The 15920-nt window shown below is 43.9% G+C and carries 11 protein-coding genes; 2 read left to right on the forward strand and 9 right to left on the reverse strand.

Going from position 1 to position 15920, the window contains the following annotated elements; translation table 11 throughout:
• Positions 1 to 83 precede the first annotated feature (83 nt).
• The gene (locus J2X77_RS06175) at positions 84 to 2813 is read left to right on the forward strand and encodes a DUF5695 domain-containing protein (RefSeq protein ID WP_209575020.1); all 2730 of its coding nucleotides are present in this window, start codon (positions 84 to 86) and stop codon (positions 2811 to 2813) included.
• A 142-nt stretch (positions 2814 to 2955) separates the two neighbouring features.
• Here the strand turns inward: J2X77_RS06175 and J2X77_RS06180 are convergent, their stop codons facing one another.
• The 5 genes from J2X77_RS06180 to J2X77_RS06200 all read right to left on the reverse strand — a co-directional run bounded on the left by J2X77_RS06180 (position 2956) and on the right by J2X77_RS06200 (position 10406).
• Entirely contained in the window at positions 2956 to 3612 is a 657-nt protein-coding gene (locus tag J2X77_RS06180) for a response regulator transcription factor (protein WP_209575022.1), read from the reverse strand.
• Between the two features lie 83 nt (positions 3613 to 3695).
• On the reverse strand, positions 3696 to 4523 hold the full coding sequence (locus tag J2X77_RS06185; protein ID WP_209575024.1) for a protein-glutamate O-methyltransferase CheR: 828 nt from the start codon (positions 4521 to 4523) through the stop codon (positions 3696 to 3698).
• Positions 4520 to 4894, reverse strand: a complete 375-nt coding sequence (locus J2X77_RS06190; protein ID WP_209575026.1) for a response regulator — start codon at positions 4892 to 4894, stop codon at positions 4520 to 4522. Before J2X77_RS06190 ends, J2X77_RS06185 begins: the two co-directional genes overlap by 4 nt.
• A gap of 37 nt (positions 4895 to 4931) precedes the next feature.
• Positions 4932 to 8552 carry a response regulator gene (locus tag J2X77_RS06195; protein WP_310079682.1) on the reverse strand — a complete coding sequence of 1207 codons (3621 nt, stop codon included), beginning with the start codon at positions 8550 to 8552 and terminating at the stop codon, positions 4932 to 4934.
• Between the two features lie 138 nt (positions 8553 to 8690).
• Positions 8691 to 10406 carry an FAD/NAD(P)-binding protein gene (locus J2X77_RS06200; RefSeq protein WP_209575029.1) on the reverse strand — a complete coding sequence of 572 codons (1716 nt, stop codon included), beginning with the start codon at positions 10404 to 10406 and terminating at the stop codon, positions 8691 to 8693.
• 208 nt (positions 10407 to 10614) lie between these two features.
• Here J2X77_RS06200 and J2X77_RS06205 point away from each other — a divergent pair, with 208 nt between their 5' ends.
• A complete protein-coding gene (locus J2X77_RS06205; RefSeq protein WP_209575031.1) occupies positions 10615 to 11082 on the forward strand; it encodes a PA2169 family four-helix-bundle protein in 468 nt (155 codons plus the stop codon).
• Here J2X77_RS06205 and J2X77_RS06210 read toward each other — a convergent pair.
• The 4 genes from J2X77_RS06210 to J2X77_RS06225 are packed head-to-tail and all read right to left on the reverse strand — an operon-like array spanning position 11079 to position 15919.
• Entirely contained in the window at positions 11079 to 11396 is a 318-nt protein-coding gene (locus J2X77_RS06210; protein ID WP_209575033.1) for a hypothetical protein, read from the reverse strand. The genes J2X77_RS06205 and J2X77_RS06210 overlap by 4 nt on opposite strands.
• Before the next feature lies 1 nt (position 11397).
• Positions 11398 to 12474, reverse strand: a complete 1077-nt coding sequence (locus J2X77_RS06215; protein ID WP_310079686.1) for an alpha/beta fold hydrolase — start codon at positions 12472 to 12474, stop codon at positions 11398 to 11400.
• A 4-nt stretch (positions 12475 to 12478) separates the two neighbouring features.
• A complete protein-coding gene (locus tag J2X77_RS06220; RefSeq protein WP_209575035.1) occupies positions 12479 to 14434 on the reverse strand; it encodes a peroxiredoxin in 1956 nt (651 codons plus the stop codon).
• A gap of 48 nt (positions 14435 to 14482) precedes the next feature.
• Positions 14483 to 15919 carry a RagB/SusD family nutrient uptake outer membrane protein gene (locus J2X77_RS06225; protein ID WP_310079690.1) on the reverse strand — a complete coding sequence of 479 codons (1437 nt, stop codon included), beginning with the start codon at positions 15917 to 15919 and terminating at the stop codon, positions 14483 to 14485.
• Between the last annotated feature and the right edge of the window lies 1 nt (position 15920).

Here is a 15920-nt window from a genome sequence, read left to right on the forward strand (position 1 = left end):
ACCCATAAATACAGGGTACAATCATCCATCTTTGTAAGAGCAATGACCTTCGCTGTCTTAAAATGGTTACTAAAATGTCTAAAATGAATCTAAAAAAAAGCTATTGGATCCTATTTGCGCTCTTCTGCACACAGTTGTCAAATAGCGTGTATAGCCAGCAGGATGAACATCCGGTATGGAAAGCAGTAAAAGCACAGCAAGCCACTTTGGGCTTGGAAGAGGGTGCAAAGAGCTTCACCCTGAAAAACCTCAACGTAGCTATACTCAACGCATCGCAAACACTATCTTCCTTTCGACCCAATAGCGGCGAAAAGGGTTTTGACTATACACCAGTTGAACTTCTAAACAAAAGAGATCGCAATCAGTTTTTTCATATCGGCGATATCAATATCCGTTTGCGTCGTCAGGGAGACAGCTCATGGACGGCCTATTCATCAGCTGCAGAACGTAAGCATGTCATCGCAATACCTCCTGCGAAAAACAACCTTGCTAGTGCAGATATCACTCCCACGCTTAACCATATCCCTTTGAAAGTGATCCGTCACTGGCAAGATGACCATGGTGATCTGATCTTGAGTTTTGAACTCACAAACCCCAACGATTATGCGATCGAGATTGGATCAATGGGTATCCCTCTCCCATTCAATAATAACATGGACTGGAAGAATCTCGATCAAGCACACGCCCAGAATGTCTTTTTCGATCCCTATATCGGTAAAGATGCCGGATATCTGCAAGTCAACCGCCTGCACGGCAACGGTCCAAGTTTGCTGGTATTGCCCTATAAAAATGCAGGATTTGAAGCCTACAATCCGCTCAATACAGACCCTACTCCCCGAAGTATTACTTTTGAGGGGTTTCATGAATGGCTGATCCACAGTAAGGCTCATGCCGAGACTGAATGGAAAGGCGTAGAACAATGGAATACACCGACTTCTACGTTCTTGAAACCACATGAATCAAAGACCTTTGCCTTAAAATTTGTCCTTGCCCCAAGTATCCGGGAAATAGAGTCGGAGTTAGTGAAGAACAACAGGCCTGTAGCTATTGGCGTACCTGGCTATCTTGTTCCGATGGACAATCCGGCCAAACTTTTTATCAAGCACAACAAAGCCATTAAAAGTATCAGTGTTTATCCCGAAGGAGCATTAACCTTGACAAAAAAAGGAAACACACCGCAGCAATGGACAGAATATGAAGTGAAAGGCAACCGTTGGGGACGTGCAAGACTAACAATCAACTATCGGGACGGTATTACGCAGACAGTCCAATACAAAATAATCAAGTCCGAAAAAGAAGTGGTTCAGGATCTCGGCCATTTCCTTACCACAAAACAATGGTATGAGAATGACAAAGATCTCTTCGGCCGCTCCCCGGCTGTCATATCATACGACTATGAGGAACAGCAGCCCATCACCCAAAATAGAAGTGCCTGGTTTGCTGGTCTCAGTGACGAAGCTGGAGCGGCAAGCTGGCTTGCCGCACTGATGAAACAAGTATTGCAGCCCGATCAACAGGAAATAGCCAAATTGAAACGATTTGTCAATGAGACCTTATATGGCCATATCCAGCACAAAGAAGGAGACAAGAAATATGGGGTTGTCAAAAGCCTATTTTATTATGAACCCGACTCCATGCCAGCTGGCACCTATCGTACGGACATTAACTGGAAGACTTGGTCTGCCTGGCCGAAAAAAGAAGCCGACGATATTGGTCGTTCCTACAATTATCCTCATGTGGCGGCCGCGCACTGGGTGATGTACAGACTCGCCCGCAACTATACGAATTTAGTGAATGAGGAAAGCTGGCAAACTTTCCTTGAACGGGCTTACCAAACGAGTATCGCCATGGTAGAAAAGGCACCTTACTACGCCCAGTTCGGCCAAATGGAAGGCAGTATCTTCCTTATCGTCTTACAAGATCTTCGCCGAGAAGGATTGACTACGATGGCCATTAACCTTGAAGCTGCTATGCGCAAGCGGGCAGAGCATTGGAAAACCCTTAATTATCCGTTCGGAAGTGAAATGCCTTGGGATTCCACGGGTCAAGAAGAAGTATTTCTTTGGTCGCGCTTTTTTGGATTTGATGAGAAAGCACAGGTGACGTTGAATGCCATTATCGCCTATATGCCTACCGTTCCACACTGGGGTTACAACGGCAGTGCGCGGCGTTACTGGGATTTTGTTTATGGTGGGAAGCTTTCGCGAATCGAGCGTCAGCTACATCACTACGGTTCCGCGCTTAATTCCATACCTGTTCTGACAGCCTATCGGGACCATCCCGATGATTTCTACTTGCTACGTATCGGACATGCCGGCATGATGGGAGCGCTGGCCAATGTCACAGCCGACGGCTTCGGTCCCGGAGCATTCCACTCCTACCCATCCACCTTGGCCAATGACGGCATCTCCGGAGATTACGGAACCGGTTTTTATGGCTATGCAGTCAATTCGGGAACCTATATAGTGGAGCACCCTGAATTTGGGTGGCTGGCATTCAGCGGTAATCTAAAAACCGAAAAACAGCTGGTCAAAGTTGCACTAACGACAGCATCCAAAGGCCGCGTGTTCCTTGCCAAGGAGAATCTTTGGCTCACAACAGATGCCGGCGAGATTGCCGAACTGCACTACGATCAAAAAGACCGCAGCATCACGCTGGTCTTCAATAGCGCTAATCAGCAACCGATTACGAATATTTTGCTTAATGTTAATACCGAAAGCAACTACGTAGTAGAAGGTTTCAGTAAGGATTCATTTAACCGTTATACAATACCTGCGTCAACCAAAATGATAAAATTGAAAAAGTTGAAATAAAAGTGCTACACTCGAGCACGCATAAGACAATAGTAAAGGTGGCTTCCATGAGCTGGAAGCCACCTTTACTTTCAATTGACACCCATCATAAGGCTTATCCATAAGCCATAGGCCATCCTTTTCATCCAAAAAAAAGCCTCTCCTAACTCAGTAACTTTTGCTGAAATGCAAAACGGATCAGGTCGGCTGTATTTTTACTTTTGGTCTTATCCATGAGATTTTGACGGTGCCCTTCAACAGTCCGTTTGCTCAAAAAGATCTTATCTGCAATTTCCACAGCAGTAAAGCCTTGAGCAATGAGTTCAAGTACAGCAAACTCCCGCTCCGTGATTTCATATTGCGAAAGACGTGAAGCCACATCGACACTGGTACTACTCTCCACGTCAAAATTTTCCATAAACCGTAGACCGAAATTGGTCATCAGATATTTATGCCCTTGGGACAAACGTAATAATCCAAATAAGATTTCATCATAATCGCCACCCTTCGACAGATAACCGTCTGCACCACTACGAAAAGCTTCGGCCACTTCATTCGGTTCTTCCACCATCGACAACAGCGCAAATCTGACGTCTGGATAGATCTTCTTGGCCATTCGGATGAAAGTTATTCCATCCATACCCTGCATATTCAGGTCAGTTAAAACTAAATCCGGCAAGATATTGTTTTCAAGGTACATTAATGCATCCTCTGCACTATCTACTTCCGCTACCACAGAAAGCTTGTCGTGGGTATCAATGATCAATCGTATCCCGTTTCTTACAAGCCGATGGTCATCAACTAAAAGAATTTTAGTCATTTTTCCTCCAATCCCACTAAGATACTTTATTTTTTTTAATAAGTTAATTTTTTAAAAATAGTTCAATGAAATATGAACCCATTTTATTTAACCTTACGCCATATTTTTTCGTTACCCACTTGCTGATAATCTGGTGCCAGTACCGAGAAGCGTAGCGTTTCCTGACTGCCCAACGCTAGGTATCCGAGGGTTTCCAAACTCTCATCAAATAAAGATAAGACTTTAGCCTGCAGTTGCGTATCAAAATAGATGAGTACATTGCGACACAGAATCAGCTGAAAGGCATTGAAAGATGCATCACTTACCAGATTGTGTGAAGCAAAGACAATCCTTTCCTGCAAGCTGGATGTTAGCTTCACCCACTTATAATTGGCTGTATAATAACTGGAAAAGTCCGCTTTTCCGCCCGAAAGCTGGTAATTTTCTACATAAGATTTTAGATTTGCCATGGGTATAACGGCCCGCTTAGCCTGCTCTAGAACAGAAGGATTAATATCTGTGGCATAAATCAGTGATTTGTGCAGTAGTTTGGCTTCCTGCAACAAAATGGCCAACGAATATGCTTCCTCCCCTGTCGCACAGCCCGCTATCCAAATTCGAATAAAGGGTGAAGTGCCTAATTTGGGTAAGATTTCCTGCCGCAAACGCAAAAAAAAGCTTGGATCGCGAAACATTTCTGTAACGTTAACCGTCATCTTTTCGACGAATCGTTGCATGTATTCAGCTTCATGTAACACACGGTACCGCAATTCGGCAAAACTTGCAAAATTATCCAGTAGGCACAGCTGGTTGATCCGCCGCGATAAAGACGCTGTGGTATAATGGGTAAAATCGTAACCATAGCGACGCTCCACATCTTCCATCAATATCATCACCTGCTCTTGGCTAACAATTTTTTTGCCATTGATCATTTTGCAATTTCCCCCATTAACCGCACCAAAAGTTCGATGTCGATCGGTTTTGAAATATAGCCATTGGCTCCCGCTGCCAGACACTTTTCACGGTCTCCAGTCATCGCCTGCGCCGTGACTGCGATGACCGGCATTTCTTGGGCATCCCAAGTTTTGCGGATCAGCTGGGTAGCTTCATATCCGTCTATCTCGGGCATCATCATATCCATCAGCACCAGACCGACGCCAGCACGATCCCGCAGCTGAGCAAGCCCCTCTTCCGCAGACAGGCAACCAAAGGCTTGAAAGCCTCTCGATTTTAGGGCCAATTTCAATGCAAATATATTGTTTTGATCATCATCGATGATTAATACGGTTTTGTTCTTGTCCATGCTCTTTTATCTATTGCCTTTTATTTTACTACAACAACTATTCATACATCCATACCCGTAGCAGGGACAAGAGTTGATCGATATCCACCGGTTTGGATATATAATCTGACGCTCCTGCAGCGATACATTTTTCCCTATCTCCCATCATTGATTTGGCAGTAACAGCGATAATCGGCATGTCCTTATAACGGAGATTACTTCGAATCGACGCAATCGTTTCGTACCCATCCATTTCGGGCATCATCATATCCATCAGGATCACAGCCACATCTTCATTTTCTTCTAGCTGTTTCAGTGCATCCTTTCCATCCGTTGCTGGTACAACCGTCATCTGATATTTCTCAAGCGCTTTGGTGAGCGAGAAAATGTTACGGATGTCGTCATCCGCTACAAGCACCTTCTTGCCCTTCAACACATCTTCCAAAAAGCCAAGCCTAGCGGGAGCTTTCGCCGAAGTACCTTTGTTTTCTTCTACAAGATGTAAAAATAAGCCTACCTCATCCAATATGCGCTGATAGGAATTGGCGGTTTTAACGACGATTGTATCCGCATAACGTTTTAATTTCATTTCCTCCACCTGCGATAGATTCTTACCGGTAAACACGATAATCGGTAATTTTTCTAGACCCTGGTTGCGTTTAACAGCCTCCAATGTCTCGTAACCGACCCGGTCCGGAACGCCCATATCGAGTATCACGCAGTCTGCAGTATCAGAGCTTAGCGCCGCAATGCTGTCTTCCACGTTGCTTTTGATTTCAGAGACAATGTCAAAACTCCCGAGAAAAAGAGATAGCGCTGCTGCATGCTTAGGGTTTTCTTCGACGATAAGTACCTTTTTAGGATGTCTGGTGAGTGCATCCTCTATTCTACGAAACATATCACCCATTTGTTCCAACGCCATAGGTTTATTGATAAAATCGATAGCACCCTGAAGCAGACTCTCTCTTTTAACCTGCAGAGAAGACATGATATGCACCGGAATATGTCGTGTTTTGGGATTTTCCTTGATCTCAGCCATTACTTGCCATCCATCTTTAAGTGGGAGCTGAATATCCAGCAAAACCGCGAGCGGCATATATTGCGCTACCACTTCCGCAGCAATGTCGCCACGCACCACCACGATCCCCTTATAGTTTTGCTGGCGCGTATATTTGAGTAGAATCTTTGCAAACTCAATATCATCCTCGACGATCAAAATAAAGCGGTCGCCAGGAACGATACTATCACGATCGTCTGGAATTTCGGCTGGGATAGGTATATGCAAAGTGTTTTCTGTGGGTAAAGCTGGCACCGTTGGAATTTGTTCCAAAGATGTAGTCTCCACAGGTAAAATTTCCGCGCCGTCGGTTGCTAACAACGTCTGCGCAGCGCCGAATAGGGATGTACTTTCGCCCGAAATGCGCTCGGGGATAATCAGTTGAAAGACACTACCTTCTCCTTCTTCACTATTCAATAAGATTTCACCGCCAAGTAAGCGTGCCAATTCCCGGCTTATGGAAAGCCCCAGCCCCGTACCACCAAATTTACGGCGTGTAGAGCCATCCGCTTGTTGAAAAGCCTCAAATATTAGATGCTGCTTATCCTTTGGTATTCCAATTCCGGTATCGCGCACTTCAAATACAATCCCGTTTCGGGGCGACTGCTCCCGATCGATATGTAGCGTTACCTTGCCCGATGCCGTAAATTTAATAGCATTAGAGAGTAGATTACGTAAAATCTGTTCTAGCCGCTGTTTATCTGTTTCGATCTGAGCGGGCAATTGCTCCGCTACGCTCATTTCTAATCCAAGTTTCTTGTCGGCAGCAATTGGTCCGAACATCGCCGACAGACCATGCATTACGTCCGCAAAAAATACGGGCTGTACATCCAAATCCATTTTGCCGGATTCTATTTTAGAAAGATCCAAAATCTCGTCTATCAGGGTCAGCAGACTCTTTCCCGAACTCTGGATCACGGCTGCCGATTCCATCTGTTCGTCATTGAGGTTACCGTCCGTATTTTCGGCCATCAGACGAGAAAGCAGCAAAATTGAATTAAGCGGAGTACGCAGTTCATGCGACATATTAGCTAAAAATTCAGATTTATAGCGTGTACTCTGTGCCAGCTCTGCCGCTTTCTTCTGAATTTCTTGGTTACGTTCAGCTATTTCCAAATTTTTATCTTCCAACAGCCTGGAACGCTCTTCCAGCTCACGGTTAGACTGCACCAACTCTTCCTGCTGAACACGAAGTTCTTCCTCAGAAGCCTGCAATTTATAGGTATGCATTTCTAGACTAGAATTCAGTGATTCCAGCTCAGTATGTTGTGCCTGCAGCTCTTCAGTCTGCGCCTGCGTCTCTTCCAATAAATTCTGTACAACCAATCGAGCTTGCGATGCAGCGAGTGTAGCACCCACTTTTTGAACAGCATCTCTAAAAAACGCCAGCTGTATCGAAGAAAAGGGCTGCAATGAACCAAGTTCCATTACACCGATACATTCACTTCCATCAAAAATAGGAAGGATAAAAAGGTTGTTTACCTGTACTTTTCCAGTAGCGAAGCTGATGACATAATGCGTATCTTCGAGATTTTCAAATAATTTCTCCTGGCCATCTTTAAATACCTGCCCTACCATGCCATCCCCTGCAGCAAAGCGTTTATGCTCCGGATCTTCAAGGCCATAAGATCCTCTTAACATCAACTGATCCTGCTCCATGAGATAAATGGCCCCATTAACACAACTGCCATACGTCGTTAGATGTCGTAACGTGACGGCCGTGAGCTCTTCTTGGAGTTTATTGCCCATTAAAAGATTGCTCAGCTGCGTTAATCCAGCTTGATGCCAATTATTGTTATTGAGTTCATCAAAAGAAATTTTCAGTGACCTAGCCATTTCATTGAGCGATCCCGTCAAGCTTCCCAAGTCGTCCTGTTCAGCATCCTGTATCTGCATATCATAATTTCCCGCTGCGATTTCACGGGCAATGCGCTGGGTAATGCTGAGTCTCCGCTGGATCTCCTCATCTTTACGTTTCAGATCATGTTGTAACTGTTCTCGCTTAAAGAAATCATCCCGCAAACGGAAGTAAAAAAAGACAGTGATCAGCAAAGAAACTACTGCGGCCAGCAAAACGAAAATCGATGTGTAGCCAGAAGATCGTCCAAGTTCATTCGAACGCTTGTTCAACAAAGATTCTTCTTTATCTATAATCTGGCTGATTAAAATTCGACAGCTATCCATATAGGCTTTCCCCTCTTCGAGTTGGGAGACCGTCACCATTCCGCCCCGCCTTTTGATAGTAACCAGATTTTCAAGTTTGGTCAGTCTAGACCTTACCAGCGTGGACAGGGTATCGATTACCCGCTGTTGATCGGGGTTATCAGCTGTCAAATCGTGCGCACGGCTTAGCGATTGAGGCAGCGACTCAAGACCAGTTTGATAAGGATTTAAAAACTTATCCAGCCCAGTCAGTAAATAACCTCGCTGACCCGTCTCGGCATTCTGCAGATCCTGTAGAATTTTATTAACACGGCTCATCACCCGACGGCTATGGTCCACCATCTCACTATTATGAATCTGCTTACGAATACTGACATAAGAAGCCGTTGAACTTGCTAAGAGCAACAGTAGCGATATTCCAAAACCTATCTGCAGGTTTTTTAAAATAGTTTTAGGCATGCTTTTTCATCCATTGAGTTAAGACTATGCCAACTGATGGTCTAGATGGCCGCCAAATATAGCAATAGGGGGCCTAAAATGAATATCGCCTAAGCAAGCACGGAGGATGATACCGTATTTTAACAAAAATTTACGTATTTATCCCCCTTCAGCAATCCTTTGGGCAATAATTTCCGAAGTCGCTGCACAAAAATCAAGCCCTGAATAGTCAGGATTATAACCGCCGATATAAGGTACAGCCATCATAAAAATACGTTGGTTGGAGCGTCCGCTGTGATCAACAAGCTGAAAGCTATCGTCTATCTTTATCCCCGGCACCCGCAAAAAGATAGCCCCATCCGGTGCCACAAACATATGATCATTACCCGCCAATAACTGTTCCTTGGCATGCTCAACAGAGCGGAACCTCAAATAAGCGGGACTAATATTACCGTTGTCGATCAAACTCTTAAAAGGGAAATCTTCAAAATTCAACGGCTGCTGACCTACGCAATCGACAAATGTCTTATAATATGTTTTACTTTCTATACCTTGCTCATTTGTATAAAAGTAATTGGCTCCACAGTCCTTTGCAGGTTCAACACGGCTTTCGGTACCAACGTTTACCACCTCGAGACGACCGGCATCGTGCAATGCGAGCAACTCGCGGCTAGAGCCCTGCGGTACGAAAGCAATCACAATAGAAATCAGGGGCATTAACACCTTCTTTAAACGAAGCATATCTTCTGCAGACATGTATTTTGCTGGATAATTCAATGTAAAGCTCAGCGCAGAAAGCACTTCCTTCCAATAAATTGATTCGTGCCTTTTGATGGACTTTAGCGCTTGGGCGTGTTCCTGACGAAAACCTTCGAAGGCATCTTTCTGCTCCCGCAAGGCAAGTACCGCTTCCACAAAGTCTTCGAGACTGAGCTTTTCTACCATGTCGTAGAAGGCGGGATCTTTCTCCTTAAACTGGGCTTTAAAATTTCGCTCAAATAAAAAATCAAGCGATACAAATCCTTCATTTTCGAGCCTATTAAGCATAAGTTCCTCTTCTGAAATCAAGAGATTGTTGGCTAAGAACGGGTCTTCCTGATGAAAGCGGATCGCAGGGAGAAGCCCACTGCGTGTATGCATCACTATTTTAAAATTTTCGCTTCCCGGATCAATTTGATATTTTATCTCCCCTGTTTCGAGCACGTCAAAAGAGCCATTGTGCCGAGCCAGTGTACGTACGGCATCTATCGCGGTAAGCGAAGCTCCACGTATCCCAACGGCATGATCAGTCTTTAAGGCGAGTTTAGATGGTGGATAAGGCGATTCAAAGTAGTGTTCGACATTACCCTCATGTTTAGTTGGCCATTTGTGTCCAGTGCAAATAATGGCCTTATCAACGATATACGTGTCCGTGCTTCCAACCATTATTTTTACCTGCGCTTGGCTTTCTAGGTCGATGATATCGCTTACCTGGCTAGCTAGGTACACCTGGGTTTCAATACCTTTGGCATCTGCCATACGCTTTAATAGCGTAAACTGTTCCGATAAATAGCGGCCGAACAGCAACCGCGGCACTACTTTATAACGATTAAAATCGTCCACATCAATTCCATAGGTACGAAGTGTAGTTGCCGACAGCGATTTGACATACTCTTCAATGGTGGTCACCAGTGCCGGGATTTCATGATCCGAGACGTTGGTCAAGTGCTCCGGTGTAGCACCTTCATAGCTGTAAGGCATCCCTGCACCTAATTGTTTTCTCGACTCAAAAATAGATATTTTGAGCTCCCCCATATTCTTTTCAATCAATCTTTTGTACATAAACAGGCCACTGGGTCCGCCCCCGATGATGGCTACATGGATGTGTTGTTGCATAGTTTTCATTGCGCTGCCTGAATGGCAGTTTTCGGTGATAAGAACAACAATAAATTACATAAAGTTTTAAATTGCATTTATTACGCTGCAATAAAAAGTGCGATAAATACGGGTTGCGATTTAAATACCTGAATCTGCGATTCTGCAAACGAAGGGTGTGTGGGTGCTGTTTTCCGAATAAACAAAAATGATAACAAATAATAATATTATGGAAAACAACATCAACAATCCAGAGATCATCAACGACATCATTAAAATCAACAATGACCGTATTGAAGGTTATAAAAAAGCAATTGATCTGGCAACAAGTCACGGACTAGATAAACTGATTCCCACCTTTCAAAAATATATCGGACAATCGGAAGAATTTATTGCCGAGTTAACTCCATATGTTGAGCTTGAGGGCAAAGAGGCAACGGATAGCACCATGCTGAGCGGCAAGCTATTCCGCGCCTGGATGGGAATCAAAGTAAATATCACAGGCGACGATGAAAGAAGTTTACTGGAAACCTGCGAACAGGGCGAAGACGCGTTTAAATCGACGTACCAAACAGCGTTGGCAGATGGATCCGATGAACTCTCGCAAAATGTGCATAGTTTGATCAATACCCAACTTAGCAAACAGCTTGAAGCACACAATATTATTAAAATGTTGCGCGATAGCAAAACAATTTAATCTTTTACTATAGATCTTCTTACAAAATAGAAGTCCTTCTCACAAAAAATACCGAAGCCTAAATTGCTTCGGTATTTTTCTTTTAAAAACACGATCTCCAATGTGAAGATTCTTCGTACGGTAGCTTTGTTATGCATTTTGGACAGATTACCGATTGTCGCACTATCTGCCATCATACCTAACAACGCAGTAGCATCTTTCTTATTCATGGCCGCAATAATCCGATCAATCGACTTACTATTATCGGACTGCTGGGCGACTGCTAAATTTCCTGTCACTGACAAAGCCAGTAACATATACAAGATCCTTTTCATTTTACTTTACGTTTTCTTTCAGCCATTTTGCAATTGAGCCTAACGTACTATCGGGTATTTCACCAAGTTTTGCGTATTCCGCAGGGAGGCAGGTTTGACAAGGTTGCAGCAAGTGATTTACATTTGGTAGCAGGATGGTTGTTACTTTTCCGTGCTGGCCGGCACGACTGTACTTTTTCCAGTAGGTCAAATTGATGGGATCCACAAAAACATCCTTACTGCCATTGATCGCCAAGATGGGCACGTCCACTTTGCTTAAGAAGATCTGCGGATCATAGGAGATAAAATAGCGGTACCAAGGTCCGATAGCCTGCCTCACATAGGAATAGATTGGAAAACGAAAATGATCGTATTCAATACCTAGAGATTTGAAATACAGATCATCCTTTTGCTTCCAATAACTATAAACTGTATTAAGCTTACTTTCCATACTATCCGACTTGGCATATTGGAAGGCTGTCGCAAACATCAACCGGTTGATCTCATTGGATCTTTTTTTATCCTCCACAGTTAGCGGAGAAGTGTTGACTAGGTTTTCATTCTGTATTAAAAGTGATTCTAAGCCGTTTGAAGCTAATCCCGACAAGCTGATCAAAAAAGCAACATCTTTGCTTTGCGAAGCTGCTATCGAAATGACTGCCCCTCCTTCGCTATGTCCCAATAGGCCGATATGCCTTAAGTCAACATTTTTTTGAGTCTTCAAAAATTGCAGCGCGCCTAAAACGTCAAGTGCAAAATCAGCTGTTGTCGCATATCGGTATTCGCCTGTTGTTTTACCGACACCCCGATCATCCATACGCAAGACCACATACCCCTTGGGTGTCAATAAATTAGCAATACGCGAAAACATCTTTGTCCCGGCCATTGTACCATCCCGATCCTGTGGTCCGGTACCTGAAACGATAATAACGGCCGGATATTTCCCCGCCTTGACAGGCGAGGAAATGGTGGCACCAATGGTAATACTATCTGCTTTTGATTTAAAGACAACATTTTTTTCGTTGATAGCCTGTGCTGAGGCATTTCCATAAAAAAACAATGAAAGCGCAGCAATGAATATTGATCTGATTGTTTTCATGATCTTATTTCCCAGCTTTTAAAACGTTGACCATTTCGATGATTTCATCTGCCAGCTCCGAAGTGCTTCCCATATAGCCCACTTCAGAAAAGCGAAGTTTGCCATCCGATCCCACGACCATTTTGTGTGGTATCGGCCCCACACCTGCATCCTTCGAAGCTTTGCTATCCACATCCAACAAGACCGTAAATGGATAACTATTTTCTTTCATGTAATTGATCACATAATCTTTCATGTCTGGCTTACGTTCCTGTGTATTGATAAAGTAAAAGACAACATTCGGATCATCTTTGAAATGATCTACCGCCAGTTTCATCCCCGGAAATGCGCCCTTGCAAGGGGCACACCATGACGCCCAGAAATCCAATACAACAATTTTTCCTTTCTGGGAAGAGAGACGTACTTTTTTTCCATGTTGATCCAACAGCTCAAAATCCGGAATACCCTTGTTAATTAAGAGTTTCTGGACCTTTTCTTTTAGCTCCTTTCCCTTGTCGACATTTTTGAGACTAGCCAAATACTGTTCGTAGCCTATGTCTGATTTGTTTTTTGCGCTGTAATTTTTTTTCATCAGCTCAAGCATATAGGTCGAACTCTGATTCATTGCGTAACTTTTCTCCAGTGCCATCTGCAGTTCTTTAGCTTTCCCCTGCCCTTCAAGAACACGCACATAGGTATCATTCAGATTCGCATTTTTATAGCTCGCGGTACTCTGTGCAGCGGCAGCATAGGCAAAAGCTTCGTCGTAAAGTTTATTGTCGACCAATATCTTGGCAAATAAAGGCGCATTTGAATAATACAAAGTCGCATATTTATCCCCCTGAAAGTTATCCTTGTAGTAATTCAAACGTTCCATAATAACACGGGCATAGGGCAATATTTCGGCAGCTCCTATGCTTTTTTGCGAAAGATAAGGCACGTCCAAGGAACGGTAGATCACATTCGAAAGTGCTTCGTAAGGTGCTATCTTGGACATATATTTACTATAGTTGGGCAGATCTTTGTTCATGCTGGTGTACACCGAAATAATCCAGTAAGCGCTGATATAGCTGATTCGATTCGCATCGTTAAAAGCAACTTCAGCTTCCTGGTAAGGATGTTTGTCAATAAAATCCATTGCAGCTTTCAAACGTTCATCGTCCGTCTTCGCTTGTTGAATTAGCTTAAAATCCACCAGACGCTGTTGATCCTTTACATATTGCCCCTTTGGAAACTGGGAAACAATCCTTTGCTGCAATGCCTCCGCTTTAGCAGTATCCTTCAGAATCTCCCGATAGACGCGATGGATTTCTAATAAGTCTTGTTCGCTAATATCGGGTATCTGCTCCAAAGTAATCAGTTCTTTACTTAATTTAGCCAGGGATTCTGGCGTATTCATATGTTTCAAAGCGCTTGCTGCGGCGTAAAGCACCCGAAATCGATTTTCAGGATGATATTTCAATTCATATTTAACCCACATCAGTAAGACCTCATCTGATTTGTAAGCCGCCGAATCAACTACATAGGGTACACCATCAACAATATTTGGTGTTCGCAACAGGCCCCATCCTAACAACCCACCCGACATCTGGCGCCCATCACTGGCCGAAAGGATATAGGAGTAGGTCTTCTCTCCCCCCTTGTCTTCCAAGGTGTCCGATTTAAAGACGAGGTTCATCAATCCCAGATTCGGTGGCAGCATGTATTTTGCCGTCCAAACCGAATCATTTTTTGCAAACTTGATATCCGTGGTGGTCCATTTAAAGTCAGTATACCCCGTTAACTGCGCCGAAATATCGTTGGCGTCCTTCAACACAGTAGTGCGTGCATCATATACGAGCTCAACCGTATCCTGCTCCTTTGGAAACTCCGGTATCACCTTAAAAACCTGCGGTTGTTTCTGTTGTTGCGCTAAAGCAACGGAGCAACTCATCAGTGCCCAGGCCAATACCGATGTAGTTTTTATTACACAATTTTTCATATCTCTCATTCTTCCTTTTTCAAATAAATGTCCATTTCGATCCGTTCTTTATGGATTTTGCGCTATTTCGGGACTCAAATTAATTTCATATTGAGCAATCCGAAACACATAACGGTCGCTATTCGGAGCCAAGGTGAAGGTATTCCCGCCGAATGTACGCGTGTAGGTTTTCTGGAATCGCGTATCGTCTTTGAGACGGCGCATATCCCACCAGCGCAACATGCGGAACATAAACTCGCGACGACGTTCCTGTATAACTTTCTCCAGAGCGTCACTAGCGTCTGACGCAGTCAGATTGACCGTAGATCCGGGTAATATCCTGCTGGCCCGTAAATGATTGACCAGTGTCATGGCTGTAGCCGTCTGATTGTCCCGGGCAGCAGCCTCGGCCTTGATCAATAGCATTTCAGGAACTGAAGGGCCGACATTCCGACCTTCATCTTTTATATAATCAAGATAATAATATCTGCCTTCATATACCTCCCACGCAGATATTTTCGATCCTGGAACCGTAAATAAATTATAGCGCTGGTCGCTCTCATCAAACAACGTCAATAAATCTTTGCTTAGTCGAAATGCTGTTGGCACATAAGCTGTAATCCCATTTACTGGTACTTTAGATAATAAGATCTCCGGATTATTTATACGGCGCGGATAACTAATCATGGTCGTTGTTGTCAGCTTGGTTAAATCATTAAGTTTATCGTTCAAAGCCAACGCTTGATCGGCTGCTTTTGCCGCATCCGCGTAGCGGTTCATATAAAAATACGTACGAGCCAACAAACCATAGGCTGAGACCTTGGAAGGTAAGGTTGTAAACTGCTGCTGTGCAGGCAACCCAGGCAATGCTGCTTCAATATCGGCTAAAATCGCATCATATAACTGTTGTAATGTACCTCTATTGAGCGACTGCTCGGTGGTAGGCTGCAGGATCAACGGGACACCGAGCTCGGTATTGGCACTTTCCCGCAGATAAGGCTTCGCATAGGTATTGGCTAACATCAAGTAAGCCGAAGCGCGGTGGATCTTTGCCTCCGCAACCAATTGGCTAATTTCAGCAGGCGTACCATCAGAAACCTTCGGTACCTCGGCAATGACCGTATTCGCATAGGCTATCGCATTATATAATCTGGACCAGTTGTCATCTTTAAAATTCTGATTACCGATAGGATAAATATCATCTGCCCATTGGTACGACCGACAATAATAGCCATAAGAATCACTACCAGAAAGCGATTTTTGTTGTGCAGAACCATCAATGATTTCAAGGTCATCGGCGGCCATGTCCGACAGTGCGGGCGCAGCTTCAAATGTAGTCGTATTGTTTAAGAGGTAGCGATAGTTTTCTATCGTCCCAGGTGTCAACTGTCCCTGTGTTTTTATATCCACATATTTTTCACAGCCAGCGATGACGCCTCCAAGTGTTAAAACCGCCATTGCAAGACCTATTCTACGGCTGTAATCTTTTATAATTATTTTCATCATT

Origin of the sequence: Sphingobacterium sp. 2149, from assembly GCF_031455655.1 — a bacterium.
GTDB lineage: Bacteria > Bacteroidota > Bacteroidia > Sphingobacteriales > Sphingobacteriaceae > Sphingobacterium.